This window comes from Anaeromyxobacter sp. SG17, assembly GCF_022690695.1.
Taxonomy (GTDB): domain Bacteria; phylum Myxococcota; class Myxococcia; order Myxococcales; family Anaeromyxobacteraceae; genus Anaeromyxobacter; species Anaeromyxobacter soli.
The window spans coordinates 13,943-40,837 of the sequence record NZ_JALCYX010000010.1 but is presented as its reverse complement, the minus strand read 5'-3'; the positions used below and the strand labels follow the sequence as shown (position 1 = coordinate 40,837).

The window sequence follows — 26,895 nt, the reverse complement described above, 5'->3', positions numbered from 1 at the left end:
GCTTCAGGTGCGGCTCCGGGAGGGCCGGCTGCTCGGCGCCGACGAGGCGGCCATCTGCGGGCGGCGTGGTGGCCGGGTAGGGCCGCGCCGCTCGCCCGGGCGCAGGCGGCCGATCCGCGTTACCGTACGCCCGTGAGCCGCACCCTCCGCGCCATCCCCACGCTGCTCCGCGTCGGCTTCGCCGAGTCGGTCGCTTACCGGGCCGAGATGTTCGTGTGGCTCCTCTCCACCACGATGCCGCTCGTGATGCTCGCCCTGATGAGCGCGGTCGCGCGCGAGGCGCCGATCGGGCGCTTCGGGCAGGCGGAGTTCGGCGCCTATTACCTCGCGGCCCTCGTCGTGCGGCTCAACGCCGGGGCGTGGGTCATCTGGGAGGTGAACTTCGAGATCCGCCAGGGGACGCTGGCGTTCCGGCTGCTCCGACCCATCCATCCGCTCGTCTCCTACGCCTGCTCCAACGTCGGCGCGATGCCGATCCGCCTCCTCGCCTCGCTCCCCATCATCGCGGTCGCGCTCGCGACCCTCGGCCCCGGCCGCTTCACCCACGACCCGCTGCTCCTCGCGCTCTTCCCCGTGACCGTGATCGGCGCCTGGCTCATCACGTTCCTCGCCATGGCCGTCATCGGCGCGCTCGCCTTCGCGATCGACTCGTCCTCGTCGGTGTTCGAGCTGTGGCTCGGCCTGTACGGCGTGTTCTCCGGCTACCTCATCCCGCTCGAGCTCTTCCCCCGCTGGCTGGAGGTCACCGCGAAGCTCCTGCCGTTCCGCTTCATGCTCTCCTTCCCGGTCGAGATGGTCATCGGCATGACCCCGCGGGCGACCGCGCTCCGCGAGCTCGCGGTCCAGTGGACCTACGTGGCGGTGCTCGCGCTCGCGGCGCGGGTCACCTGGCGCGCAGGGCTCCGCCGCTTCGCGGCGTTCGGAGGGTAGGGTGCGCCGCTACCTCACGCTCCTCGCGATCCAGCTCCGCGCCTCCATCGCGGTGGCGATGCAGTACCGGGTCGACTTCCTCGTCCAGGGCGGGCTCGCGCTCTTCTGGACCTCCTGGTCGCTCGTCCCGATCCTGGTCGTCTACGGACGGCGCTCCTCGATCGCGGGCTGGTCCTTCGAGGAGGCGCTCGTCGTCATCGGCTGGTTCACGGTGATGAAGGGCGTGCTCGAGGGGGCGGTGAACCCCTCGCTCGCCTCCGTCGTCGAGCACATCCGCAAGGGAACGCTCGACTTCGTGCTGCTCAAGCCCGCCGACGCGCAGTTCCTCGTCTCCACCGGAAAGTTCGCGCCGTGGCGCGCGCTCGACGTCGTGGGCGGGCTCGCCGTCTTCGCCGTGGCGTTCCACCGGATGGGCCGCTGGCCGTCGCCCGGCGCGGTCCTCGCCTCGCTCGTCCTGCTCCTCTGCGCCACGCTCATCCTCTACGCGCTGTGGATCCTGGTCGTCTCGTCGGCGTTCTTCGTGGTGAAGGTGGACAACCTCTCGTTCCTGCTCCTCTCCATCTTCGACGCGGCCCGCTGGCCCGCGGACGTCTTCCGCGGCGCCCTGCGCGTCGTCTTCACCGTCGTCATCCCGCTCGCGCTCATGACGACGTACCCGGCGCGCGCGCTCCTCGGCACACTCGCGTTCTCCCAGGGGGTGTTCGTCCTCCTCGGTGCGCTCGCGTTCTCGGCCTTCGCGAGGCTCGTCTGGCTGCGCTCGATCGGGCACTACACGTCGGCGTCGTCGTAGGCCGGCGCCGCGCCCCGTCCGGCCCCGCCCGATCACCCGGACCGAGCCGACCTTCCCGATCCGCTCCACGATTTCCGCGCCCGGCGCCCGCGCCCGACCGCGCCCGCGCCCGACCGAGAGTTCCGCTGTTCGTCCGATCCGTCCGCGATTCGTCCGCTGGACGCGCCATGGGACCGAACGTCAGTGCGGGCTCGCGTAGCGGTCCGAGCCCGGAACGTCAGTGCGGGCTCGCGTAGCGGTCCGAGCCCGCGCCCGACCGAGAGTTCCGCTGTTCGTCCGATCCGTCCGCGATTCGTCCGCTGGACGCGCCATGGGACCGAACGTCGGAGCGAGCTCGCGTAGCGGTCCGAGAGTTCCGCGGCTCGTCCAGCGCGTCCATGATTCCGCCCCGGCGCGGCGTCCGCGTGAGCCCAGCCGAGCGAGAGGCAAACGCCCGCCCGTCGAACGCGTCTCCCCCGCCCCACGCCCCACGGAGAGCTCCGGACGTACCTCACGCCGACTTCGTGAGCCGCAGCTCGAACCCGACGCCGCTTGCGGCGATCTCGCAGCCTCCGAACCGGCTCCGGGCCGACATCTGCTCGAGATCCTCACGCGAGTAGGCGCTCTTCAGCAGCATGTGTCGGAAGGTCCAGCGCGTGACGAAGGCGTCGAGGCGCGTCAGGTTCATCGCTCGCACCTCCGCATCGATGGCGTCGAGGGGCGCATCCCTCCGCAGGTCGAAGATCGACGCCCGCCCGCCCGGCCGCAGGACGCGGTGAAGCTCGTCGAGCGCGCCGACGGGGTCCGCAAAGTTCTTGAAGGCGGCCATGCACACCGCGAAGTCGAACGACGCCTCCGGGAAGGGAAGCTCGGCCGCGTTGCCGTGGCGGAACTCGATCGAGACCCCCGCCCGCGCCGCGTTCTCACCGGCGATCCGCACGAAGGACCGGCTGATGTCGAGTCCGGTGACCGCGTAGCCGCGTTTCGCGAGCTCGATTGCGAGGTACCCGGGCCCAGGGGCGACCTCCAGCACGCGCCCACCTGGCGCCACGCGGGCAGCGACCGCATTCGCGGCGGTCACGAAGCGTCTCCTGTCACGCCCCGTGTTCCGCGTGTACCAGCTCGCGATGAGCCCCTCCATCGCAACACCCTTGTACGCCTTCGCTCGTGCCGTCATGTCGCATTCTCCCTCGGGCCAACGCCCAGCTAACAACGGTCGCTACAAGCTAACGACGTTAACGTAATGCGACCAGCGTTGTCGGATCAAGGGGGTGGCGCGTAGGATCGGCGCCAGGGAGGTGAGGGTGAGCTTCGTTCCGTACCGCGACCACAGGGGCCCTCCCCGACGCAAGCCGCTCGACCGGGCGCAGGTCGTCCGGGCGGCCCTCGACCTCCTCGACGAGGTCGGGCTGGATGAGCTCACCATGCGCCGCCTGGCCGAGAAGCTCGGCGTCAAGGCCGCCTCGCTCTACCGGCACGTTCGCGACAAGGACGAGCTGCTCGTGCTCGTCGCGGACGAGATCGCGGGGGAGATCCCGGAGATTGCCCCGACGGGCTCATGGCGCGACCAGCTCACGGAGATGGCGCGGGTCAACCGCCGGGGCCTGCTCGCTCATCGGGACGCGGCCCGGGTGCTCGCGAGCACCCCGCCGATCGGGCCGCGGCGGCTTCGCCACATCGAGGCAGTGCTGCGCGTCCTGCGGTCGTCCGGCCTGTCCGACCGGGACGCCGCGCGCGCTGCCTACCATCTCAACAACTTCGTAACCGAGTTCGCGGCGGACGAGGCGCGCTACGAGGCCGCCGCGGCGGCGATGGGCGTCACACGTCGGAAGATGCTCGGCGAGGCGCGCAAGCAGTTCAGAGCGCTGCCCCGAGAGGAGTTCCCGCTCCTCGTCGCGCTGGCGGACCACCTGGCGGAGGACGACCCCGACGGCCTCTTCCAGTTCGGGCTCGAGGTCCTCGTGCGAGGCCTGGAGCGCGTCGCCCGCGGCCGCGACTGACCGCTCGTCGGCGCCCGCGCAGCGCTCCGAGCCGCACCGCGCGCGTCGCCGAGCCGCACCGCGCGAGCCCGCACCGAGAGTTCCGCGCTCCGCACCGTGGGGCCGCCGGTCGGACGGTGTCGCTTATGAAGTTCCAATGGATTTGCGCAGAGTGGCGGGCACACTCCCTGCTCACACCCGTCGCATGACCGTTCCGCGACAAGTTCTCAGAGGGACCACCTATCTCGTAACTCGACGCTGCGCGCACCGGCAGTTCCTGCTCCGGCCCTCCAAGTGTTTGAACGGCGTGTTTCTGTTTCTCCTCGCCGTCGCTGCCCGTCGGTACGGCATCGACGTCCACGCCTTCTGCGTCATGTCGAACCACTTCCATCTCGTCGTGACGGACCCTGACGCGCGCCTTCCGGCGTTTCATCAGTTCCTGGATGCCCTGGTTGCTCGCGCCGTGAACGCCTCCCTCGGGCGCTGGGAAGCCTTCTGGGATCCCAACAGCTACAGCGCCGTGAGGCTCGTCTCGCCGACTGACGTCATCGACAAGGCCGCCTACGTCCTCGCGAACCCCGTCGCCGCGCGTCTCGTCCGCTCCGGTCGGTTGTGGCCGGGGCTGTGGTCTGCTCCCGAGTTGATCGGCGGGGACGCCATCGTGGTTCAACGACCCAAGCACTTCTTCGATCCCAAGGGCGCCTTTCCCGATACTGCCGCCTTACAGCTGACCGCGCCCCCGGGCTTTGCCTCGGCCGACGATTTCAGGCGCAAGCTCGAGTCGGCACTCGCCGAGAGGGAAGAGCAGGCCGTACGAGAGGGACAGTCTCGCGGCGGCTTCCTTGGAATCGCCCGCGTCCTGGCACAGAAGCCGACAGGGCGGCCCACGTCCGGTGAGGCGCGGCGCAATCTGCGCCCGCGCGTCGCCTCACGCGACAAGTGGAAGCGCATCGAGACGCTTGGGCGGCTCGCGGAGTTCGTGCGCTCCTACCGGTCGGCATTGGCTTCGAGACGCGCAGGGGACACCGGCATCATCTTCCCATGCGGCACGTACTTGATGCGGGTAGCTCACGGCGTGCCCTGCGTCGGCTTCACTTAGCCATATCGCGGGCGAGCGCATCGGAGCCGCCCAACACCCTCATGCGCGCGAGAGCAAGAAGATGCCGATTCCCACGAGCGCCAGCCCGGCGAGGACGAGCAGGGCCACCTGCGCTCCAGGGACACCCGGTACGAGCACCGCCTGCGACGGAGCGGCCGGGTCGAACCAGACCGTGACCTCGGCGCCTTTGGGGAACCGCTCCACCCACTCGAGCGCACGCTCCTCGTCTTCGTACGCCACGCCGGCCGAGCCGATCCAGATCTGCCTCGATCCCTGCGCGCGTCCCCGAGCCTCATACGCGTAGCGAATCACGAACCCCCACCGTCTCGAGCGCTGCTCGTCAGCCTCGTTCAGGAGCTCCACTCGCGACTCGACGACGCGTCCCAGCGTGCGCGTCCAGTGGCGCGACTCCCTCCCGCGGCTTGACTGGCGGACCGCCATGGCCAGCATGAGCGCGCCGGCGCTGCAGAGGGCGAGGGCAAACCACTTCGGCATCGGCCCATCCTTCGCCGTTCGGCTGCTCGCCGCAACGACGAAGCCAACCTTCCTCTGTCGGTCCGCGCCGCGGCCGTTGTGACCGTCAGCCGGAACTCCCGGTCGGGCACGGCACGGTCGGACCCGGCATTAAACGGCCCGTTCGGTCCGTAACCAGAGCCCGCGCCGCGGACGGGAAGGCCGCCAGGCGGAACTCTCGGTCTGGGCCAACGCCGCCGCCCTCGCCACCACCCCTTCCGGCCATCCGCCGACCGGAGCCCCTCCGCGCCCCGCCTTCCGTTACATTCCCGCCCGATGCTGCGCCTCACCTTCCTCGGCACCTCGGCCGCCCAGCCGACCATCCACCGGAACCTCACCGGCCTCGCGGTGCGGCGCGACCGGGAGCTGTTCCTCGTCGACTGCGGGGAGGGGACGCAGCGGCAGATGATCCGCTTCGGCACCGGCTTCGACGTGGACGCCATCTTCTTCACGCATTTCCACGCCGACCACTACCTCGGCGCCATCGGCTTCCTGCGCACGCTCTCGATGCAGGGCCGCACGACGCCCATGGACGTGTACGGCCCGCGGCCGGCGAAGCGGCTCCTCGACGTGATGCTCTTCACGGGGACCGAGCGGCTCGCCTTCGACGTCCGCATCCACGAGGTCGCGCCGGGCACCGAGATCCGCCGCGAGGGCTGCGTCATGCGCGCGTTCGCGACGGAGCACCGGATCCCCTCGGTCGGCTGGGCGCTCGTCGAGGACGAGCGGCCGGGGCGCTTCCACCCGGAGAAGGCGGCCGCGCTCGGCGTGCCGATGGGCCCGCTCTACGGCGCGCTCCAGCGCGGCGAGGCAGTGACGCTCGCCGACGGCCGGGTCGTCCGGCCGGAGGAGGTGGTCGAGCCGCGTCGCCGGGGCCGGGCGGTGGCGGTGACCGGCGACACCCGCCCGTGCGCGGGGACCATCGCGGCGGCGCGCGGCGCGGATCTGCTCGTGCACGACTGTACCTTCGGCGCTCCGGAGCAGGCGCGCGCCGAGGAGACGATGCACTCGACCGCGCGCGAGGCGGCGCGCGTCGCGCGCGAGGCCGGCGTGCGCGAGCTCGTGCTCACGCACCTCTCCACCCGCTACGATCGCGAGTGGCAGCCGCTCGTCGACGAGGCGCGCGCGGAGTGGCAGGGGCCGCTCTCGGTCGCGAGCGACGGGATGACGATCGAGGTGCCGCTCCCGGACGATCTGGCCCGCGCGCCCGCTCCGGGTTAGAACCGCGGGCCCGTGCCGCGCACGCCCGCCGAAGATCTCGCCCGCTGGGTCCCGCACCTCGTCCGCGTGTGGCGCGAGGGCCGCGACGCGCCCTCCCGGTCCGGCGGCCCGCACGGCCAGCGCGGCCGCCACGGCGGTCACCCGCCCCGCGGCGGCCCTCCCCGTGGCGTTCGCGGCGGCTCCCCCGAGCTGCTCGCGCCGGACGAGCTGCGCGAGGTGGGCGCCGCGGTCGCCCGGCTGTCGAGGGGGCTGACCCGCGAGCGCGAGCTCGCGGGCGCGCGCTACATGGACGAGGGGCGGCTCCTCGGCGCGTACCTGCTCTTCTACTGGCCAATCTCCTACCTCCAGGCGCGCGGCATCCTCTCCGAGCTGCCGCGCCGCCCCCACACGGCGCTCGATCTCGGCAGCGGCCCCGCGCCCGTCGCCTTCGCGGCGCTCGACGCCGGCGCCGCCGAGGTGGTCGCCGCGGATCGCTCCGCGCGCGCGCTCGGCGCGGCCCGCGCGCTCGCCGCCGCGGCGGGCGAGCCGATCGCCACGCGGGAGTGGAACCCCACCCGCAACCGGCCGCTCGCGGAGCTCGCCGGCGGCCGCAGGTTCGACCTCGTCACGATGGGTCACGTCGTGAACGAGCTCTTCCCCGGGCCGGAGGCCGACGCGCGGCGGGCGGACCTCCTCGAGGAGGCGCTCGCGCTCGTCGCGGCGGGCGGCTCGCTCGTGGTCTTCGAGCCCGCGCTCCGCGACACCTCGCGCGCGCTCCTCCGCGTCCGCGACCTGCTCGTCGCGCGCGGCTACACCGTCCGCGCCCCCTGCCTCTTCCGCGGCGCGTGCCCCGCGCTGGTGCGCGAGACCGACTGGTGTCACGCCGAGCGGCCCATCGAGCCGCCGCCCATCGTCGCGCAGCTCGGCAAGGCCGCCGGCCTCCGCAAGGAGGCGGTGAAGATGAGCTACCTCGTCCTCGCGCCGAAGGGCGAGGCCTGGGCCGAGCCGCCCCCCGGGCGCGTTTTCCGCATCGTCTCCGAGCCGCTCGCCTCCAAGGGCCGCCTCCGCTACATGGGGTGCGGGCCGGAGGGGCGGGTGGGGCTCTCGCTCCAGGAGAAGCACGTCACCGACGCGAACCGCCGCTTCGGGGAGCTCCTCCGCGGCGACGTTGTCGAGATCTCCGGGGCCGAGCCGCGGGGGGACGGGCTCGCGCTCGGGGAGGCGTCGTCGGTGAAGGTCATCGCGCCGGCGGGCCGGCCCGTCCCGCCGGGCGAGCGGCCGGCGGGGGGATGATCTTGCGCCCGTCCGCGGTTCCATGCTGAGGATCCCTCAGGATCGAGGACTTCCCGCGTGTTCAAGCTGTTCAGGTCGAGCCCCCCGCCCGAGACGTCTTCCGCGGCCTGTGACGCTGGTTGCGGCGACGCCGCCTCGGCGACCTCCGACGCCGACGCTCCCTTCACCGGCTGCCTCGTCTGCGGCGAGGACCTCGTCTACCTGCCGGCGTCGGCCGAGCTCGTCTGCGTGCTGTGCGGCGCCGCCAAGGTCTCCTCGGCGCGCTGCAAGGCGGGCCACTTCGCCTGCGACGCCTGCCACTCCGCCCCGGCGATGGACGTGATCGAGAAGGTCTGCGCGTCCTCCGACGAGCGCGATCCGATGGCGCTCGCGCTCCGGATGCTCCGTCACCCCGCCGTGAAGCTGCACGGCCCGGAGCACCACTTCCTCGTGCCCGCCGTGCTCGTCGCCGCCTACTCGAACGTGAAGGGCGAGAAGCAGAAGCGCGCCGAGCGCGTCGCGGAGGCGCGCCGGCGGGTGGCGCCCGTCCTCGGCGGCTCCTGCGGCATGCTCGGCACCTGCGGCGCGGCCGTCGGGACGGGCGCGTTCGTGTCGATCGTCACCGAGGCGACGCCGCTCAAGGGCAAGGAGCGCGGGCTCGCGAACCGCATGACCGCCCGCGCGCTCACCGTCGTCGGGGCGACCGACGCGGCCCGCTGCTGCAAGCGTGACTCGATGCTGTCGATCCTCGCTGCCGTCAAGTTCGCGCGCGAGCACCTGCGCGTGGACCTCTCCGCGCGCGGGCCCGAGTGCGAGTGGCGCTCGGTGAACAAGCAGTGCGGCGGATCGGCCTGTCCTTTTCATCGTTGAGATGGGGGAACCTCGTCGGCCGCGGTCGCTGACGCGCCCGGCCTCCTCGGCTCCCCCATGCCCCCTGCTCGCTCCGGGGCAGGCTCCGCCGCCTGGGTTTTCGTGATGGGGGAACCTCGTCGGCCGGGGTCGCTGACGCGCCCGGCCTCCTCGGCTCCCCCATACCCCCTGCTCGCTCCGGGGCAGGCTCCGCCGCCTGCCCCTGCGCTCGCGACGCAACGCCCGCTTGCGACCCCCGCTTGCGACCCCCGCACACTCGCGGTCCGCGCGCCCTCGCGACCCGCCGCCGTTACGGCGGGGGCAACCTCACCTCACCCCCCCGCGGCTCGCTCGCGCGAGGTGCGGAAGAGCTCGGACATCACCTCCTCGAGCGGCGGATCCTCCACGGTGAGGTCGGCGACCGCCAGCGCGCCGAGCATCCGCGCCACCGCGCCGGAGACCTCCTCCGCCGCGACCTGGATCGTCGCCTGGCTGGGCTCGCTCGACACGACCTTGCCGAACCGGCCGAGGTCTCTCGGCGCGCCGCCGTTCGGGTCCCGGAAGCGCACCACGATGCGCTTGTCGGGGCGGACCTTGAGCGCGAGCGCGCGCAGGTCCCCGTCGTAGATGAGCCGGCCGCGGTCGATGACGATGACCCGCGGGCAGAGCTGCACGACGTCCTCCATGTAGTGGCTCGTGAGGAGCACGCTCGCGCCGAACCGCTCGTTGTAGGCGCGGACGAAGCTCCGCACGGTGGCCTGCATCGAGACGTCGAGGCCGATGGTGGGCTCGTCGAGGAAGAGCACGCGCGGCCGGTGGAGGAGCGCCGCGGCGAGCTCGCACTTCATGCGCTCGCCGAGCGAGAGCTGGCGGGTCGGCTTCTGGACGAGCTCGCCGAGCTCGAGGAGCCGCACGAGCTCCTCGAGCGTCTCGTCGAACTGCGCCCGCGGGATGTCGTAGATCGCGCGGTTCATCGCGAACGTCTCGGCCGGCGGCAGGTCCCAGAGGAGCTGCTGCTTCTGGCCCATGACGAGCGTGATCTGCTTCAGGAACGCGGGCTCGCGGCGGCGCGGCACGTGCCCCGCCACGGTCACCTCCCCCTCGGTCGGGTGGAGGAGGCCCGAGAGCATCTTGAGGGTCGTCGTCTTCCCCGCGCCGTTCGGGCCGAGGAACCCGACGCGCTCCCCTTCACCGACCGAGAAGTCGATGCCGTCCACCGCGCGCACCGTCTCGTAGCGGCGGCGGAAGACCGAGCGCAGCGCGGCGCCGAGGCCGGGCGGGCGGCGGTGGACCTGGTAGTGCTTGCGGAGGCCGCGGACGTCGATCACCCGGGGGATCTAGCGGCAGCGCCCTCGACGGGGCAAGCCCCTCGTCGCGAGCCCGCCGTTACAATGGGTTCATGGCTCAGAAGAAGCGGCCGGTGACGAAGAGCGGGCGGCCGCGCGCCCGCAAGGGGGTGAAGCTCACGCCGACCGAGCTCGCCCCGCCCCAGCTCGCCCTCGCCGAGCGTCCCCCGGAGCTCGAGGAGCTCGCCGGGGAGATCGAGCGGGACGGCGGCGCGGTGCTCGCCGCCTACCGCGAGCCGCTCGGCGGCCACGCCCTGCTGTTCGCCGCGCTGCCGGTGGACAAGGTGGAGCGCACGCCGTTCCAGCGCGACGTCTCCGACGCGCACGTGCGCAAGCTCACCGTCGCGATGGACAAGACCCGCCGCTACCTCGACCCCATCATCGTGGTGCGCGAGAAGGACGCCTGGCTCACGCCGAACGGCGGCCACCGGCTCACGGCGCTCAAGGAGCTCGGCGCGCGGAGCGTCCTCGCGCTCGTCGTGCCGGAGAAGCAGGTCGCCTACCAGATCCTCGCGCTCAACATCGAGAAGGCCCACAACCTGCGCGAGAAGGCGCTCGAGGTCGTGCGCATGTACCGCGACCTCGCGGCGTCCGTCGATCCGTCGGAGAGCGAGATGGCGCTCGAGTTCGAGGAGGCCGGCCTCGTCACGCTCGGCTTCGCCTACGAGGAGCGCCCGCGCCTCTCGGGCAGCGCCTACGCGACCATCCTCAAGAAGGTGGACGCCTTCGTGGACGAGAAGCTCTCGAAGGCCGTCCCCGAGCGCGAGCGGCGCGCGCGGGCGGTGCTGGAGCTCGACGACGCCGTCGCCGAGGCGGTGGCGCGCCTGAAGGAGCGCGGCTTCGACTCGCCCTACCTCAAGGCGTTCGTCGTGGCGCGCGTGAACCCGCTGCGGTTCATGAAGGGCGGCGCGCCGCCGTTCGACGAGCTCTTCGCGCAGATGACGAAGCGCGCCCGCGGCATGGATCCGGGCAAGGTGCGCGGGGAGGACGTGGCGCGCTCGGGCGGCGCGGCCGCGGAGGCCGAGTGACCGGTCAGCGGCGCGGGGCCCTCGCCTCGCTCCGCGCGAGGACGAGCCGCTTCTCGAGCTCGCCGCCGATCGTCGCGAGCGCCGCCTCGTCCACGTGCAGCTCCGCGTAGGGGAAGAGGTCGCGCTCCTCCCAGCGCACGTGCCGCTCGAGCAGGTCCGCGAAGGCCGAGAGCTCGGCGCGCTGCTCGCCCGGGCGGGCCCCCCGGGCCGCGTCGAGCAGCCGCTGCAGCTCGGCGTGCTCGCCGCGCAGCCGGCGCAGGTCGCCCTCGGTGAGGTGCTGGCCGATGAGCTCCTCCTCGGCGCGGCAGTGGGGCCTGAGGATCTGCTCCTCGAAGCGGCGGGCCAGGGCGACGAGGCCCGGCAGATCCTTCGGCGCGCCGGCAGACTCGGCGTGGCCGGCGAGCCCCTGCTTCAGCTGGAAGGAGATCAGGAGCGCCTGGTGGTGCTCGCTCGAGAGTGGCTTCAGGGCGCGCGACCGCTTCATGTGGGGATGGTGTCGGAGAAGCCAGGGACGCGCAAGAGAACCCTCCTCCCGCGGGCGGGCGGGCGAGCCCTGCCGGGGGGAGGCCCTCGGCGTCGTTGACGCTCCGCGCCAAGGTCCTTAAAAATCGCCGAGCAGCCGGCCGATTCCCCAGTCAACCGGAGAGATCCATGGGCATGAACGGTTCCGTTCCCCCGGGCCGCCGAGCGGCGGTCGTCGCGGGCCTCCGCACGCCGTTCGTCAAGGCGGGCACCGACTTCAAGGACCTCTCCGCCGTGGACCTCGGCGCGCTGGTCGTGAACGAGCTCGTCGCCCGCAGCGGGATCCCGCCGAAGGAGTTCGACTCGGTGGTGTTCGGCCAGGTGATCCCGTCTCCCACGGTGACGCTCATCGGCCGCGAGATGGTCCTGCGCACCCAGCTGCCGCGGAGCGTGGAGGCGCACACCGTCGCCCGCGCGTGCGCCACCTCGATCCAGACCACCACCGACGCGGCCGACCAGATCCAGCTCGGCCACTCCGACTGCGCCATCTCGGGCGGCGCGGAGTCCCTCTCGGACGCGCCGATCTTCGCGACTCGCGCGCTCGCCCAGGGGCTCGTGGAGCTCTCGCGCGCGAAGACCCTCGCCGATCGCCTCCGGATCCTCTCGACCCTGCGCCCGAAGGACTTCGCCCCGCAGCCGCCCGCGCTGAAGGAGCCCACCACGGGGCTCACCATGGGGGAGAGCGCCGAGCTCATGGCGCAGAAGAACGGGATCTCGCGCGAGGCGCAGGACCGCGTCGCGTTCGAGAGCCACCGCCGGGCCGCCGCCGCCTGGGAGAGCGGCAAGTTCGACGGCGAGGTCATGCACGTGCCGGTGCCGCCGCGCTTCGAGCGGGTCTCGGCGAAGGACAACGTGGTCCGCAAGGAGACCACGCTCGAGGCGCTCGCGGCGCTCCGCCCGGTGTTCGACCGCAGGTACGGCACCATCACCGCCGGCAACGCCTCGCCGCTCACCGACGGCGCCGCCGCCCTCGTGCTCATGAGCGAGGAGAAGGCCCGCGCGCTCGGCATGAGGCCCCTCGGCTTCGTCCGCTCCTACGCCTACGCGGCCCTCGACCCGCGTGACCAGCTCCTGCAGGGGCCGGCCTACGCCGCGCCGGTCGCGCTCGACCGCGCCGGGCTGCGGCTCGCCGACATGGACCTCGTGGACATGCACGAGGCGTTCGCGGTGCAGGTGCTCTCGAACCTGCAGGCCTTCGCCTCGAAGGACTTCGCCGAGAAGGCGCTCGGGCGCCCCGAGCCGCTCGGCGAGATCGACCCCGCGAAGCTCAACGTGAACGGCGGCTCGATCGCGCTCGGCCACCCGTTCGCCGCCACGGGCGCGCGGATGATCCTGCAGACGCTGCGGGAGCTGGAGCGCCGCAAGGGCCAGCACGCGCTGATCACGGTGTGCGCGGCGGGCGCCCTCGGGGCGGCGCTCGTCCTCGAGCGCGAGTGACCACCGGCCCGGACGTCGCGGAGGGACGCACATGATGACGGCACAGGCGGCAGAGCGGCAGGGCCGGAGCTTCCGGGTGGACCTCGCGGACGGGGTCGCGACCCTGCTCCTCGACGAGCCGGGCGAGAGCGTGAACGTCCTCGAGCCGGGGGCGATGGAGGAGTTCTTCCGCCTGCTCGACGGCTTCGCGGTGGACGACACGGTGAAGGCGATCGTGCTCGCGAGCGGCAAGAAGGACGGCTTCGTCGCCGGCGCCAAGATCGACCTCATCCAGGCGATCACCGAGGCGGGCGAGGCGGAGAAGCTCGCGCGCGACATGCAGGCCGGCTTCGACCGGCTCGAGCGCTACCGCAAGCCGGTGGTGGCGGCGATCCACGGCGCGGCGCTCGGCGGCGGCCTCGAGTGGGCGCTCGCCTGCCACTACCGGATCGCCACGAGCGACCCGAAGACGCAGCTCGGCCTCCCGGAGGTCCAGCTCGGCCTCATCCCCGGCGGCGGGGGCACGCAGCGGCTCCCGCGGCTCGTGGGCATCCAGACCGCGCTCGACCTCATCCTCGCCGGCAAGACGGTGAAGCCGCGGAAGGCCCTGAACATCGGGCTCGTGGACGAGGTGGTCCCTCCCGAGCTGCTCCTCGCGGTCGCCCGGCAGCGCGCCCTCGCGCTCGCGACGGGCAAGCTCCGCCGCGAGCCGCGGCGGAAGGCGAGCCCGGTCGCGCGGGCGACGCGCGTCGCCCTGGAGGAGAACTTCGTCGGGCGCGAGCTGCTCTTCCGCCAGGCCCGCAAGGCGGTGCTCGCGAAGACGAAGGGCATGTACCCCGCGCCGGTCCGCGCGCTCGAGGCCGTCGAGTACGGCTACCAGAAGGGCTTCGCGCGCGGGCTCGAGAAGGAGGCGCAGCTCTTCGGCCAGCTCGCCGTCTCCGAGGTGGCGCGACGGCTCATGGAGATCTTCTTCGCCACCACCGCGCTCAAGAAGGACACGGGCGTCGACGATCCGTCGGTGAAGGCGCGGGCGGTGCGGAGGGTGGGCGTGCTCGGCGGCGGGCTCATGGGCAGCGGCATCACCTTCGTGACCGCGAACGCCGGGATCCCGGTGCGCGTCCGGGAGCGCGACGACGGCGCCGCGGCGAAGGCGCTCGCGAGCGTGAAGGGGCTCCTCGACGAGCGCGTGAAGCGCCGCTCCATCGACCGGCTCGAGCGCGACGAGAAGCTGCGCCTCGTCACCGCCACCACCGACTGGTCGGGCTTCGGCTCGGTGGACGTGCTCGTCGAGGCCGTCTTCGAGGACCTCGCCTTGAAGCAGGACATGCTCCGCGCGTTCGAGGCGGTGAACCCCACCGGCATCTTCGCCTCGAACACCTCGTCCATCCCGATCACCCGGATCGCCGAGGCCTCGGCGCACCCCCAGACCGTGCTCGGCATGCACTACTTCTCGCCGGTGCAGAAGATGCCGCTCCTCGAGATCATCGTGACCGAGAAGACCTCGCCCGAGGCCACGGCGACCGCGGTGGCGCTCGGCAAGCGGCAGGGCAAGACGGTCATCGTGGTCGGCGACGGACCGGGGTTCTACACGAGCCGCATCCTCGCCCCGTACATGAACGAGGCGGCGGAGCTCCTCGTGGAGGGCGCGGCGATCGAGGACCTCGACCGGGCGCTCGTGCAGTTCGGCTTCCCGGTGGGTCCCATCACGCTCCTCGACGAGGTCGGCATCGACGTGGGCGAGAAGGTCGGCAAGATCCTGCACGGCGCGTTCGGCGCGCGCATGGCCCCGCCGGCCGCGCTGCACGACGTGGTCGCCGCGGGGCGGCTCGGCCGGAAGAACAGGAAGGGCTTCTACACGTACGGCGACAAGAAGGAGAAGCGCGTCGACGTCACCGTCTACGACCTCCTCCCCGGCGGGCGCCGGCGCAAGATCTTCCCGCAGGACGAGATCCGCGAGCGCGTCGTCCTGCAGATGGTGAACGAGGCCATCCGCTGCCTGGGCGAGGGCATCCTCCGCAGCGCCCGCGACGGCGACGTCGGCGCGGTGTTCGGGCTCGGCTTCCCGCCGTTCCGCGGCGGTCCCTTCCGCTACGCCGACAAGCTCGGCGCGAAGGAGCTGCTCGGGCGGCTGGAGGCGCTGCGCGGGCGGCACGGCGAGCGGTTCGAGCCGGCGCCGCTCCTCGTGGAGCACGCCGCCTCCGGCAAGCCCTTCCACTAGGAGCGGGCCCGATGGCGCACCGGGCCACCCGGCACGCCCGCCGCGCATCCTCCAAAATGAGTGAGGCGAGCACCTTCGTGCTCGCCTCACCCGTCTTCAACGCTGCTGCGTGATCAGGGAGCGAGGTGGGGCGGACCCCACCTCGCCGGTTCGACTAGAGGCCGTCCGCCCAGCGGTCGAACGCCGCCTGGTGGTCCGTACCCGCGTTCGGGTGGCACACCACGCAGCTCTCGACCTGCGCGCCAGCGACCGCCGTACCGGTGAACGCCGGGCCGACGCCGATCTGGGACATGATGTCCTGGGTGACCGCGTCGAGGTTGGCGGACGTACCGGCCACGAGCGTGCCGAACATGGCCGTGTGCTGGTTGAACGCGGCGAGCGTGCCCGCGTCGTCCTCGTTGATGAGCTTCGCGCGGTGGCAGGAGCCGCAGGCGCGCGACGCCGGACCCACGACGTAGCTCGGGACGTTCTGGATGTTGCGGTTCGCGACGGGGTCGGAGCCCGAGAGGAGGCTCGGCAGCGACCGCGTCTGGTCAGGCACCTCGTACGTCCCGCTGCTGTGGCACGAGTTGCAGTTCAGGGTCCCGGCGAAGTTCGGGTAGTTACCCTCGACGTGCAGCTCGTGGCGGAGCACCGCGATCGGATCGGCGTAGTTGATGTCGCCCGGATCGAACGCCTGCATCGAGTGGATCGCGTGGATGTAGGAGTCGATCGACCGCGACTGCATCTCGAGGTGCGACCCGCCGCTCTGGACGGTGTGGCAGGTGCGGCAGGCGACGACGCCCGCGCTCCCGTAGTTCGGGCCGTGGAACGTCGTGCCGAGCGCGTCGTGGCAGGCGTTGCACTTCGCCGGGTCGACGATGTTCTTGCCGTACGCGCTCGCGTCCGCGACGAGCGTCGTGCTGCCGACGAGGTCGAGCGTGGCGGTCTTGCCGGTGACGGCGATCGCCGGGTTCGTGGCGCTGACGAGGGCCGTCTGGTCACGACCGACCGACGGGAGGAACGCGATCTCGACGCGCTGGACCTGCTTGTCCGCGCCGATCTTGGCGGCCCACAGCGAGAGGTCCGCGACCGCCGTCCACGAGGTGGTGCCGGCCGTCGGAGCGTCCGGGCTGAGCGTCAGGCGCGCGCTGTTCGAGGACAGCGTCGGGTTCGCGCGCTGCATCGCGCCGTAGGTGTACTCGAGGTTGGTCGTGCCGTCCGCCTGCGTGCTGTGGCCGCTGACGACGAAGTCCTTCGTGCCGTAGCCGTAGAGGCTGACCACGAGCGTCGGCTTCACCAGCGCGTTCGCCGCGAGACCGGTCATCTTGATGTCGACCGTGAGCTTGTACGTCGCGGGATCGTACGAGGCCGCGTCGATCGTCGTCTTGACCGCATCGGCGAACCGCGCGCCGCTGTCGTCGTAGATCGCCGCGGTGCGGCCGCTGTGGATCTGCTTGAACGTCCGGGCGCCGCCGGCCTTGTGGCACGTGAGGCAGTCCGTGGTGGCCAGGTTCATGCTGCCGTGGATGGCCGCCGGCATGATGCCCGGGTTCGTCGTCGTCCCGTCGCCGAGGAGGGCGGGCGCGCGCTTCGAGTCGGTGCCGCCCTTGCCGTTCACGGGGTGGCAGCTCTTGCAGGTGGAGATCTTGAAGTTGGCGTCGGCGAGGATGACGTCGAGCTTGCCGTCGTGGCAGGTGACGCAGTTCGCCATCGACTGCGGGAAGTTGAACTCCATCGCGTGCGACATGTGCGTGTCGTTCATGACGTTCGCCGTGTAGGCGTACGTGGTCTTCATCGCGTCCGTGAGGATCGGCGCGCCCTTGGCGTCCTTCGGGAGGGCGGCGTACGCGGCGGGATCGTCGACGATGACCTGCCAGTTCATGTCCGACCCCACGCGCTGGCCGGTGTGGCAGGCCTTGCAGGAGGCGAAGACCGGCAGGCCGACGACGGTCGCCTGGCGGTAGCCGTGCTTCGAGTACGGCTTGCCATGGCACTTCTCGCAGCCGGTGACGTTGGCCGAGGACTCGTAGTCGATCGTGCCGTAGACCTTGCCCGCGCTCGCCACGTTGTCCGGGAAGGCGTAGTGGCCCGTCGCCGGCGCCGCGAGGACGTTCGCGTCCGCGATGTACCCGTAGATCATCGCGCTCTGCGAGGTCTCCGGGACGAAGTTCGGGTTCACGCCCGCCTTCGTGACGGCCGTGAACTGAGCTCCCTTGCCGCCGTCCACGATGGCCTTGAACTTGAATCCGCCGTTGAACTGGAAGGTGTGCGCGGTGGTGAAGGTCTTCGTCGCCGCGTCGTACTCCGAGGCGTAGAAGACCTTCTGCGTCATCATGCCGAGCGCGTCGTCACAGGTCCCGCCCGGGCAGGCCGCGGCCGCCGGGTAGATCGTGAAGGTGAGCGTCGACGCGGTCGCGGTGGTCTGGACGCCGTCGATCACGAGCTTGAGCTTGCCCGTGACCGCGCTCATGCCGTCCTGGCCGTTCGTGCCGTCGGTGCCGTCGGTGCCGTTGACACCGTTCGCGCCCTTCTCGCCCTGGCAGCCCGTCACCGCGAGAACGCCGGCGAAGAGCAGCGCGCCATACTTGTTCATCCATCTCTGCATGTGGTGAAACCCTCCAAGTGGCTCGCGCGAGCGCGCAGCCTTTCCAGCGGCGCCACCGACCTCGGAGCGCCGCACGTCCCCAGCGGACGGTTGATCTCGAGCAATTGGTGGTTCAAGCAATTGCTAACTGCCTGACATCGCGAATGAACGACGAGCATCCCCCTGCGTCAACATTCCGACCCCCGAATGCGTGCCGCGAGCCAAAATGAGCGGATTGGTTTCGGCGCAAATTATTCGAAGCGCAATGCCCGTCGCACGGAGCCGGGATCTCGCGGATAAGGCTCCGGCGAGACGGGAGGTTTGCGCGCGGACGCGCGAAGCAGGACCTCCCGTGTGACGCTCGGGAAACGTGAAGCGCGCAAATTGCGCGCCGCGCGTTCGGATCGGTGCGGTGGCGACGTTCACCGGCAGAAGCGTAGTGACTGCGCTCCGTTGAGCTTCACCCTTGCTAATCGTTAACGCGGCCGGGTGAGGCGACACCCCGGGTCGAGAGCGTGCCCCTGCGACAGCGAGTCCTCGCCACGTAGCGCGCACGAAACGTGAAGGCTGGCTCGCCGCGTTCCAGGGTCGAGGACGATCCTGGCGTCTTCACGACACGGCGTCCCGTCGTCGTGAGGCGCTCGATGAGCCCCGCCGGCACGCCGTCGGCTGCGCGAGCACGCCGGCGCGCGTCCGCCGTTCCCGCTCGGGAGGGCGCGAGCGCTCCCGAGGCCCCGCAGGCCCGCGCACGCGGGCCGCGGCCGTACCCGGAAGCACCCGCGGCGCGCCGGGCGCGCCTGGGCTATAGATGAGATCCGACCCCCCGCGAGGCGCCCCGTGAAGCTCCGCCGCGTCCTGCCGCTCGTCATCGGCTTCGTCTTCGTCCCCGCGGCGCTGATGCTGACGGTGGGCATCCTCATCCTGGTCTACGGCACCCTGCCGCGGGACTACGTCTTCGGCTGGCTCATCGTCGCGCTCGTGGCGACCACCATCTTCGGGTCGGCCGCCACGCTCGCGGTGATCTTCCGCGAGGCCCGGCTCGCGAAGCTCCAGACGGACTTCGTGAACAAGGTCTCCCACGATCTCCGGACGCCGCTCACCTCCATCCGGATGTTCGTCGAGACGCTCCAGCTCGGCCGCATCCCCGACGAGGCGCGCCAGCGCGAGGCGCTCGAGATCATCTCCGACGAGACCGCCCGCCTGTCCGGGCTCATCAACCGGCTCCTCGACTGGGCGCGCATGGAGTCCGGCCGCCGCACCTACCAGCTCTCCCGCGAGCCGGTGGGGCCCATCGTGGACTCGGCGCTCCAGGCGTTCGAGGCCATGCTCCTGCAGCACCCCGCCGAGGTGGAGCGCGACGTCGCGCCGAACCTGCCGCCGGTCATGGCCGACCGGAAGGCGCTCTCGGAGGCGATCCTCGACCTCTTGCAGAACGCCCACAAGTACACCGGCCCCGAGAAGCGCATCACGGTGCGCGCCGTGGCGAGCGGCCCGACCGTGCAGATCAGCGTCACCGACAACGGCCCCGGCATCCCCGAGCGCGAGCACAAGCGCATCTTCAAGAAGTTCTACCGGGCGCGCGATCCGCTCTCGCGCACGATCGAGGGGACCGGGCTCGGGCTCGCGATGGTGAAGCACATCGCGGTGGGCCACGGCGGGAAGGTGTCGGTGTCGAGCCAGGTGGGCCACGGGGCGACGTTCACGATCTCGCTGCCCGCCCTCGGCGCGGTCGCCGAGGCGCCGCAAGGCGCGCGCGCGGCGCGGCCGGCGTAGGGAGGGAAGACGTGGGCGAGAAGATCGTGGTCATCGAGGACGATCCCTCCATCCTCCGCGGGCTCCAGCTGAACCTCGGGATGGAGGGCTACACCGTGCGCTCGGCGAGCGACGGCGAGACGGGGCTCCGGCTCGCCAAGACCGAGAAGCCCGACCTCGTCCTCGTCGACGTGATGCTGCCGCGGCTCGGCGGGCTCGAGGTGGTGCGCGAGATCCGCAAGGACGACCCCGAGCTGCCCGTCCTCATCCTCTCCGCGAAGGGGCAGGAGGGCGACAAGGTCGCCGGCCTCCAGCTCGGCGCGGACGACTACCTGGTGAAGCCGTTCGGGCTGAAGGAGCTGCTCGCGCGGATCGACGCGCTCCTGCGCCGGCGGCGCGCGCGCGGCGAGACCGGCCCGAACCGCGCCGTGCGGAAGGTGGGCCAGATCGAGCTCGACCTCGACGCGCGCCGCGCGACGGTGGCCGGGAACGCGCTCGAGCTCACGAGCCGCGAGTACGACCTCCTCGCCTTCTTCGTCCTGCACCCCGACCGCGTGTTCAGCCGTGAGCAGCTCATGGAGGCGGTGTGGGGCTCGCGCTACTTCGGCACGGCACGGACGGTGGACAACTTCATCGCCCGGCTGCGCGCCCACATCGGCGACGACGCCGAGCACCCCCGGCATCTCGAGACGGTGCGCGGGGTCGGTTACAGATTCAACCCGTGACGCGGCGACCGGCGCTCAGCGGCTCCCGCCTGCGAGCGCCTCCTTCACGCAGCGCACGAGCGGCTCGTCCTCGCCGGGCAGGACCGTGCGCGGATCGAGCACCACCCGATCCTCCTCGATCCGTGCGACGACGGGGGGATCCCGGCGGCGGAGCCGCGCGAGCAGCGCATGGGGATCGCCGGCGGGGAGGGCGAGCACGAAGGTCGGCAGGGTGACCTCGGGCAGGGAGCCGCCGCCCACCGCCGAGCGGCTGGGCACCACCGAGGCCCCCCCGCCCGCCGCGCCGAGCGCCGCGCGCCACCGCTCCGCACGCTCCCGGAGCGCCTCGGGCGCCGCCGCGATTGCGCGCCAGACGGGGACCTTCTCGCGCGCCTCGCCGCGCTCGTAGTGGGCGAGCGTCGCGCCGAGGCCTGCCAGGGTGACCTTGTCGACGCGCAGCGCGCGCATGAGCGGGTGGCGCTTCACGCGCCGGATCGCCTCCCGGCGGCCCACGAGGACGCCCGCCTGCGGGCCGCCGAGCAGCTTGTCGCCGGAGAAGCAGACGAGGTCGGCGCCGGCGCGCACGCGCTCCTGCACCGTCGGCTCGAGCCCGAGGCCGTGCGGCGCGGTCTCGAGGAGGGTGCCCGAGCCGAGATCGTCCACCACCCACAGGTCGCGCTCGCGCCCGAGCGAGACGAGCTCCTCGAGCGACGCGTCGTGCACGAACCCCTGCACGCGGAAGTTGGAGCGGTGCACCGACATGAGGATGCGCGTGCGCGGCCCGATCGCGTCCTCGTAGTCGCGCCGGTAGGTACGGTTCGTCGTGCCCACCTCGGCGAGCGTCGCGCCCGAGCGGCGCAGCACGTCGGGGATGCGGAACCCGCCGCCGATCTCCACGAGCTGGCCGCGCGAGACCACCACCTCGGGCGCCCCGTCCAATGGCGCGTCGCCCGACGGCCGGGCCGGCATGAGCGCGGCGAGCGCGAGCATCACCGCCGACGCGTTGTTGTTCACCACCACCGCCGCCTCGGCGCCGGTGAGCCGGCAGAGCGGCGCCTCGGCGTGCCCGTAGCGATCGCCGCGCTCGCCCGCCTCGAGGTCGTACTCGAGGTTCGTGTAGCCTGCGGCGGCACGACGCATCGCGTCGATGGTGTCCTCGGACAGCGGCGCGCGGCCGAGGTTCGTGTGGATCACCACGCCGGTGGCGTTGATCACCGGCCGCAGGGAACCCTTCGACGCCGCCTCGAGCCGATCGAGGAGGTCGCGCTCGATCGCCGCGGGCGGGGGGCAGGGGGCGCCGCCCAGGATCTCGCGCCGGATCCGCTCCAGCTCCGCCCGCACCGCCTCCATCACCACCCCGTGCCCGAGCCGCCGCACCAGCCCCGCCTTCTCGGCCGCTTCGAGCAGCCGGTCGGCACGCGGCAAGTTTCGAGCCTCGGAAGGGGGGGCCGTGGGCGAATTTGGAGCTTTCATGTCCGCATGCTAGCGGAGGTTTTCCGCTGACAAGAGCCTTGTCTAACCACGCGTGAGCGGGTAATCCTTCGCGCACTCCTATGCCCCCTATCGTAGCGTCTCCCACGGCGGCAGAGTCCTATCTCTGGGCGATCATCCTGTTTCCGCTCGCGGGCGCGATCGTGAACGGGCTCATCGGGCGGCGGATCGGGAAGGGGAACGTCACCCTCATCGCCCTCGGCGCGATGGTGGGTGCGCTCGTCGTCTCGACGATCGCCTTCACCTGGGCGCTGCAGGGCACCGTCCTGCACTTCCGCGGCGATCCGTGGATCCGCGTGGCCGGCCCGGACGGGCGGGCGCTCATCTCGATCGGGTGGGGCCTGCTCGTCGATCGCCTGTCCGGGACGATGATCATGGTCGTCACGGGCGTCGGGACGCTCATCCACATCTACTCCGCGTCGTACATGTCCCATGAGGACGACACGGGGTACGCCCGGTTCTTCACGTACCTGAACCTCTTCGTCGCGGCGATGCTCACGCTCGTCCTCGGCGACACGCTCGTGCTGACGTTCGTGGGCTGGGAGGGCGTCGGCCTCTGCAGCTACCTCCTCATCGGGTTCTGGTACACGGACCCGGCGAAGGCGTTCGCCGGCCGCAAGGCGTTCGTCACGAACCGCATCGGCGACTTCGGCTTCCTCGTCGGCCTGTTCGCGCTCATCTCGATCTTCGGGACGGCGAGCTACGGCGACCTGCAGGCCATCGCGCGCTCGCTCGACCCGGCGGCGGCGATCCAGGTCGGCACCTTCGCCGGCCGCACCTACCAGTGGGCCATCACCTTCGCGCTGCTCGGCCTTTTCGTGGGCGCGTGCGGCAAGAGCGCCCAGCTCCCGCTCTACGTCTGGCTGCCGGACGCGATGGCCGGCCCGACGCCGGTCTCGGCCCTCATCCACGCCGCGACGATGGTCACCGCCGGCGTGTACCTCGTCGCGCGCAACGCCTTCCTGTTCTCGCTCGCGCCGGCCGCGATGGCGACCGTCACGATCGTCGGCGCGCTCACCGCGCTGTTCGCGGCGCTCATCGCCTTCGTCCAGACCGACATCAAGAAGGTCCTCGCCTACTCGACCGTGAGCCAGCTCGGCTTCATGTTCATCGGCGTGGGCGTCGGCGCCTGGTGGGCGGGCGTGCTGCACCTCGTCACGCACGCGTTCTTCAAGGCCTGCCTGTTCCTCGGCGCCGGCTCGGTGATGCACGGCATGGGCGACGAGACCGACATCCGCAAGATGGGCGGGCTCCTCAAGAAGATGCCGCACACGGCCGCGACCTTCGGGATCGCGACGCTCGCCATCACCGGCTTCGTGCCGCTCTCGGGCTTCTGGTCGAAGGACGCCATCCTCGGCAACGCGCTCTTCAGCCACAACCCGGCGTGGCACCAGGTCGGCGAGATAGCCTACGTGCTCGGCACGCTCGCGGCGCTCGGCACCGCCTTCTACATGTCGCGCGTGTTCTTCCTCACCTTCGTGGGCAAGCCGCGCACGCACGCCGCCGAGCACGCGCACGAGTCCTCGCCGGTGATGACGCTCCCGCTCTGGATCCTCGCGATCCTGTCGATCGTCGCCACCGTGCTGGCCCTGCCGGTGCACGGTCAGCTCGGGCACCTGTTCGAGCGGTTCGTGGAGCCGGTGTTCGCGGCGGGGACCGCGCGGCTCCTCGCGGTCGAGCACCTGCACGCCGGCGAGCACCCCGCGTGGCCGTACTTCGCGGCCTGGGGCGTCGCCGCGCTCGGCACCCTCGTCGCCTGGACGATGTACGCCGGCCCGGCGCTCGAGGCGCCCCGCAAGCTCGCCCTCGCGTTCCCGCGCCTGTACCGCTTCGCGTACGACAAGTTCCGCGTCGACGAGCTGTACGAGTTCCTCGTCATCGAGCCGCTGCGCTACCTCGCGTACATCCTGTGGCGCATCGTGGACGTCTTCGCGATCGACGGCCTCTTCGTGAACGGCGTCGCGCGCGCGGTCGGGGCCGCCGGCTCGATGTTCCGGGTCGCGCAGAACGGCGACCTGCAGCGATACGCGGCGGTGATGGCAGTCGCCGCGGCGGTGATCCTCTGGACCGTGCTCGGCGCGGGAGGGCGCTAGACCGTGAACCTCCTCACCCTCGTCACCTTCCTCCCGCTCGCCGGCGCGCTCGCGCTCGTGCTCGTCCCGCGCGACGAGCCCGGGCAGCACCGCGCGCTCACGCTCGGCTTCTCGCTCCTCACCTTCGTGCTGTCGCTCGGGCTCTGGTTCGGCTTCGACGCCTCCGCGAGCGCGCCCGAGTTCCAGTTCGAGCAGCGCCTGCCGTGGATCCAGTCGCTCGGCATCGGCTACCACGTCGGCCTCGACGGCGTCGCGCTCCTGCTCGTGATGCTCACGACGGCGCTCACGCCCATCGTGATCCTGTCCGCGTGGCGGGCGGTCGAGGAGCGCGTGAAGGAGTTCATGATCGCGCTGCTCGTGCTCGAGACGGCGATGATCGGGACCTTCGCCGCGCTCGACCTCGTGCTCTTCTACGTGTTCTGGGAGCTCATCCTCGTGCCGATGTACCTGCTCATCGGCATCTGGGGCTCGCAGAACCGCCTGTACGCGACGGTGAAGTTCTTCATCTACACGTTCACGGCGAGCGTCCTCATGCTGCTCGCCATCATCTACATCTACTTCCACGACGGCGGGACCTTCGACTACGTCCAGGCGCGGCAGGCGCTGCAGGTGACGCCCGACCACGCCCGCTGGCTCTTCCTCGCGTTCGCCGTCGCGTTCGCGGTGAAGGTGCCGATGTTCCCGCTCCACACCTGGCTGCCCGACGCGCACACCGAGGCCCCGACCGCCGGCTCAGTCATCCTCGCCGGCGTGCTCCTCAAGATGGGCACCTTCGGCTTCTTCCGGTACGCGCTGCCGCTCTTCCCGGAGGCGGCGCTGCAGTACCGGAACGTCATCGCCGTGCTCGCGGTGATCGGCATCCTCTACGGCGCGCTCATGTCGCTCGTGCAGACCGACATGAAGCGGCTCGTCGCCTACTCCTCGGTCTCGCACCTCGGCTTCGTGATGCTCGGCCTCGTGGCGCTCTCGGCCGAGGGGCTCACCGGCTCCGTCTACCAGATGCTGAACCACGGCGTGTCGACGGGCGCGCTGTTCCTCCTCGTCGGCATGCTCTACGAGCGGCGCCACACGCGGCTCATCGCGGAGTACGGCGGGATCGCGAAGCAGGTCCCCTGGATCGCGACGGCGTTCGTCATCGTGATGCTGTCGTCGGTCGGGCTGCCGGGCACGAACGGCTTCGTCGGCGAGTTCCTCATCCTCTCCGGCACCTGGCTCTCGCGGCTCGGCTCGGCGCCGGTGTTCGCGACCCTCGGCGCGCTCGGCGTCATCCTCGGCGCGGTCTACATGCTCATCCTGGTCGAGCGGGTGTTCTTCGGGGCCATGCGGAACCCGGCGAACCGCGCCCTCCCCGATCTCAGCGTCCGCGAGGGCTTCGTCCTCGTCCCGATGCTCGTGCTCATCGTGGTGATGGGGATCCTCCCCGGCCCGTTCCTCGCGCCGGCGAAGCCGGCCGTCGACCGGCTCATCGGGCGGTTCCAGCAGGCGGAGGCGCGGCTCGGCATCGGCCCGCAGGTCGGCACGGTCACGCCGTCCGTGGCGGTCCGCGCGGGCGCCCAGCTTCCCGCCCCGACGCTCCCCATCGTCCTCCCCACCGGCGGGGCTCACTGACATGAACGGCTTCCCGACGAACGACTTCGTGGCGCTCCTCCCGATCGCGATCCTCACGGTCGGGGCGCTCGCGGTGCTCCTCAGCGAGGTGTTCCTCGTCTCGGGGCGGCGCGGGTACCAGGCCGCCATCACGGTCGTGTTCGCCGTCGCCGCGGGGGCCGCGGCGATCGCCCGGCCCTACTCCGGCTACGTGTTCAACCGCCAGGCGGTGGTCGACGACTTCTCGGCCTTCGTGACGGTGGTCGTGTGCGCCGGGCTCGCGCTCTCCGCGCTCGTCGGCGCGGGCTGGCTGCGCGCCCGGAACGCGGAGCGCGGGGAGTTCTACGGGCTCGCGCTGTTCGGCACGGCCGGCATGGCCCTGCTCGGCATGGCGACCGACCTCCTCGTCGCGTTCATCGCCATCGAGGTGATGAGCCTCGCGACGTACTCGCTCGCCGCCTACCTCCGCCGCGGCAAGCGCCCCTCCGAGGCGGCGTTCAAGTACCTCGTGCTCGGGGCCATCTCCTCGGCGCTCTTCCTCTACGGCTCGGCGCTGCTCTACGGCGCGTCCGGCTCCACCCTGTTCGGCGAGCTCGCGAAGGGCCGCGGCTCGCCGCTCTCCCTCGCCGGGCTGAGCCTCGTCGCGGCCGGCATCGCCTTCAAGATCGCGGCGGTGCCGTTCCACGCCTGGACGCCCGACGTCTACGAGGGCGCCCCCACGCCGGTGACCGCGTTCATGGCGGCCGGGGTGAAGGCCGCCGCGTTCGCGCTCCTCGCCCGCATCTTCCTCTCCGCGGAGGCGGGGACCGCCGCGCAGGCGACGGCGTTCTCGGGCGTCATCAGCGGCCTCGCCGTGCTGACGATGATCTTCGGGAACCTGCTCGCGGTGCCCCAGCGCTCCGTGAAGCGGATGCTCGCGTACTCCTCCGTGGCGCACGCCGGGTACCTCCTCGTCGGCGTGCTGTCCGCCTCGGTCGCGGGCGTGCGCGAGAAGGCGCTCGCGGGGCTGCTCTTCTACCTCGCCGTGTACGCGGCGACGGCGATCGGCGCCTTCACCGTGGTGGGCGCGCTCGAGCGGCGCTCCCGCCTCGACGACGAGCCCGCCGACGCGTGGGACCTCGAGCGCTTCGCGGGGCTGGCGCGGCGCCGCCCGGGGCTCGCGTTCGCGATGGCCGTGTTCCTGCTGTCGCTCGCGGGGATCCCGCCCACCGCGGGCTTCATCGGGAAGCTCTACATCTTCCAGGCGGCCATCGGCGCGCAGCTCTACGGCCTCGCCATCCTCGGCGTGCTGACGAGCGCGATGGGCATCTACTACTACCTCCGCGTCGTGGTCTACATGTACATGCGGCCCGCGGCCGGCGAGGCGGAGCCGCTCTCGTCCGCCGCGACCTCGGTCGCCCTGGCCGCGGCGGTCGCGGTGGTGGTGGTGCTCGGGCTCGTCGCCGACCCGGTGATCCGCCTCGCCCAGGCCGCCGGCGCCATCCTGCTCTAGGCTCTCCGGCCGTTCCTCACGCGCCCGCCGCGCCGCGATCAACGCGGTGCCGGCGGGCGCGCAGCCTCG

At 71.8% G+C, this 26,895-nt stretch carries 21 protein-coding genes; 15 read left to right on the top strand and 6 right to left on the bottom strand.

Going from position 1 to position 26,895, the window contains the following annotated elements:
- The first annotated feature begins 132 nt into the window (after window positions 1-132).
- Complete coding sequence (locus MNY60_RS06530; protein ID WP_242360231.1) at window positions 133-930, top strand: ABC-2 family transporter protein; 798 nt, start codon at window positions 133-135, stop codon at window positions 928-930.
- Window position 931: 1 nt separating this feature from the next.
- Window positions 932-1,720, top strand: coding sequence for an ABC transporter permease (locus MNY60_RS06525; RefSeq protein WP_242337619.1), 789 nt, complete (start codon window positions 932-934; stop codon window positions 1,718-1,720).
- A gap of 490 nt (window positions 1,721-2,210) precedes the next feature.
- On the opposite strand, the gene MNY60_RS06520 is transcribed toward MNY60_RS06525, so the two are convergent.
- Window positions 2,211-2,876, bottom strand: a complete 666-nt coding sequence (locus MNY60_RS06520; RefSeq protein ID WP_242337621.1) for a class I SAM-dependent methyltransferase — start codon at window positions 2,874-2,876, stop codon at window positions 2,211-2,213.
- A gap of 127 nt (window positions 2,877-3,003) precedes the next feature.
- Between MNY60_RS06520 and MNY60_RS06515 the strand changes: the two genes are divergently transcribed.
- Together MNY60_RS06515 and MNY60_RS06510 are read left to right on the top strand one after the other, a co-directional pair.
- Complete coding sequence (locus tag MNY60_RS06515) at window positions 3,004-3,699, top strand: TetR/AcrR family transcriptional regulator C-terminal domain-containing protein (RefSeq protein WP_242337623.1); 696 nt, start codon at window positions 3,004-3,006, stop codon at window positions 3,697-3,699.
- Window positions 3,700-3,883: 184 nt separating this feature from the next.
- Window positions 3,884-4,777 (top strand): hypothetical protein, encoded by an 894-nt coding sequence (locus tag MNY60_RS06510; protein WP_242337625.1) that lies wholly within the window; start codon window positions 3,884-3,886, stop codon window positions 4,775-4,777.
- A gap of 39 nt (window positions 4,778-4,816) precedes the next feature.
- Here MNY60_RS06510 and MNY60_RS06505 read toward each other — a convergent pair whose 3' ends face one another.
- The gene (locus tag MNY60_RS06505; protein ID WP_242337627.1) at window positions 4,817-5,272 is read right to left on the bottom strand and encodes a DUF3592 domain-containing protein; all 456 of its coding nucleotides are present in this window, start codon (window positions 5,270-5,272) and stop codon (window positions 4,817-4,819) included.
- Window positions 5,273-5,566: 294 nt separating this feature from the next.
- Between MNY60_RS06505 and rnz the strand changes: the two genes are divergently transcribed.
- Genes rnz through MNY60_RS06490 form a run of 3 tightly spaced genes read left to right on the top strand, consistent with a single transcriptional unit; the run spans window position 5,567 to window position 8,632 of the window.
- Window positions 5,567-6,511, top strand: coding sequence for a ribonuclease Z (gene rnz, locus MNY60_RS06500; protein WP_242337629.1), 945 nt, complete (start codon window positions 5,567-5,569; stop codon window positions 6,509-6,511).
- A gap of 12 nt (window positions 6,512-6,523) precedes the next feature.
- Window positions 6,524-7,783 carry a small ribosomal subunit Rsm22 family protein gene (locus MNY60_RS06495; protein WP_242337631.1) on the top strand — a complete coding sequence of 420 codons (1,260 nt, stop codon included), beginning with the start codon at window positions 6,524-6,526 and terminating at the stop codon, window positions 7,781-7,783.
- Between the two features lie 57 nt (window positions 7,784-7,840).
- The gene (locus MNY60_RS06490) at window positions 7,841-8,632 is read left to right on the top strand and encodes a DUF5714 domain-containing protein (protein WP_242337633.1); all 792 of its coding nucleotides are present in this window, start codon (window positions 7,841-7,843) and stop codon (window positions 8,630-8,632) included.
- Between the two features lie 311 nt (window positions 8,633-8,943).
- Here the strand turns inward: MNY60_RS06490 and MNY60_RS06485 are convergent, their stop codons facing one another.
- Window positions 8,944-9,939 carry an ATP-binding cassette domain-containing protein gene (locus MNY60_RS06485; protein WP_242337635.1) on the bottom strand — a complete coding sequence of 332 codons (996 nt, stop codon included), beginning with the start codon at window positions 9,937-9,939 and terminating at the stop codon, window positions 8,944-8,946.
- Window positions 9,940-10,010: 71 nt separating this feature from the next.
- Here MNY60_RS06485 and MNY60_RS06480 point away from each other — a divergent pair, with 71 nt between their 5' ends.
- Window positions 10,011-10,985, top strand: a complete 975-nt coding sequence (locus MNY60_RS06480) for a ParB N-terminal domain-containing protein (RefSeq protein WP_242337637.1) — start codon at window positions 10,011-10,013, stop codon at window positions 10,983-10,985.
- A 4-nt stretch (window positions 10,986-10,989) separates the two neighbouring features.
- On the opposite strand, the gene MNY60_RS06475 is transcribed toward MNY60_RS06480, so the two are convergent.
- A complete protein-coding gene (locus MNY60_RS06475; RefSeq protein WP_242337639.1) occupies window positions 10,990-11,469 on the bottom strand; it encodes a hemerythrin domain-containing protein in 480 nt (159 codons plus the stop codon).
- A 167-nt stretch (window positions 11,470-11,636) separates the two neighbouring features.
- Between MNY60_RS06475 and fadI the strand changes: the two genes are divergently transcribed.
- Both fadI and fadJ read left to right on the top strand, forming a co-directional pair.
- Window positions 11,637-12,944 carry an acetyl-CoA C-acyltransferase FadI gene (fadI, locus tag MNY60_RS06470; RefSeq protein WP_242337642.1) on the top strand — a complete coding sequence of 436 codons (1,308 nt, stop codon included), beginning with the start codon at window positions 11,637-11,639 and terminating at the stop codon, window positions 12,942-12,944.
- Between the two features lie 31 nt (window positions 12,945-12,975).
- Window positions 12,976-15,141: a fatty acid oxidation complex subunit alpha FadJ gene (fadJ, locus tag MNY60_RS06465; protein WP_242337644.1), complete on the top strand. Its 2,166-nt coding sequence runs from the start codon at window positions 12,976-12,978 to the stop codon at window positions 15,139-15,141.
- Between the two features lie 154 nt (window positions 15,142-15,295).
- Here the strand turns inward: fadJ and MNY60_RS06460 are convergent, their stop codons facing one another.
- The gene (locus tag MNY60_RS06460) at window positions 15,296-17,728 is read right to left on the bottom strand and encodes a hypothetical protein (protein ID WP_242337646.1); all 2,433 of its coding nucleotides are present in this window, start codon (window positions 17,726-17,728) and stop codon (window positions 15,296-15,298) included.
- An 816-nt stretch (window positions 17,729-18,544) separates the two neighbouring features.
- On the opposite strand from MNY60_RS06460, the gene MNY60_RS06455 reads away from it, so the two are divergent.
- Together MNY60_RS06455 and MNY60_RS06450 are read left to right on the top strand one after the other, a co-directional pair.
- On the top strand, window positions 18,545-19,480 hold the full coding sequence (locus tag MNY60_RS06455; protein WP_242337648.1) for a cell wall metabolism sensor histidine kinase WalK: 936 nt from the start codon (window positions 18,545-18,547) through the stop codon (window positions 19,478-19,480).
- 11 nt (window positions 19,481-19,491) lie between these two features.
- Window positions 19,492-20,184 carry a response regulator transcription factor gene (locus MNY60_RS06450; protein ID WP_242337650.1) on the top strand — a complete coding sequence of 231 codons (693 nt, stop codon included), beginning with the start codon at window positions 19,492-19,494 and terminating at the stop codon, window positions 20,182-20,184.
- Between the two features lie 15 nt (window positions 20,185-20,199).
- On the opposite strand, the gene selA is transcribed toward MNY60_RS06450, so the two are convergent.
- On the bottom strand, window positions 20,200-21,588 hold the full coding sequence (gene selA / locus MNY60_RS06445; RefSeq protein ID WP_242360230.1) for an L-seryl-tRNA(Sec) selenium transferase: 1,389 nt from the start codon (window positions 21,586-21,588) through the stop codon (window positions 20,200-20,202).
- 128 nt (window positions 21,589-21,716) lie between these two features.
- Here selA and nuoL point away from each other — a divergent pair, with 128 nt between their 5' ends.
- Genes nuoL through MNY60_RS06430 form a run of 3 tightly spaced genes read left to right on the top strand, consistent with a single transcriptional unit; the run spans window position 21,717 to window position 26,826 of the window.
- The gene (gene nuoL / locus MNY60_RS06440) at window positions 21,717-23,747 is read left to right on the top strand and encodes an NADH-quinone oxidoreductase subunit L (RefSeq protein WP_242337654.1); all 2,031 of its coding nucleotides are present in this window, start codon (window positions 21,717-21,719) and stop codon (window positions 23,745-23,747) included.
- 3 nt (window positions 23,748-23,750) lie between these two features.
- Window positions 23,751-25,355 (top strand): NuoM family protein, encoded by a 1,605-nt coding sequence (locus tag MNY60_RS06435; RefSeq protein ID WP_242337656.1) that lies wholly within the window; start codon window positions 23,751-23,753, stop codon window positions 25,353-25,355.
- A 1-nt stretch (window position 25,356) separates the two neighbouring features.
- Window positions 25,357-26,826 (top strand): NADH-quinone oxidoreductase subunit N, encoded by a 1,470-nt coding sequence (locus MNY60_RS06430; protein WP_242337658.1) that lies wholly within the window; start codon window positions 25,357-25,359, stop codon window positions 26,824-26,826.
- Window positions 26,827-26,895: the final 69 nt, after the last annotated feature.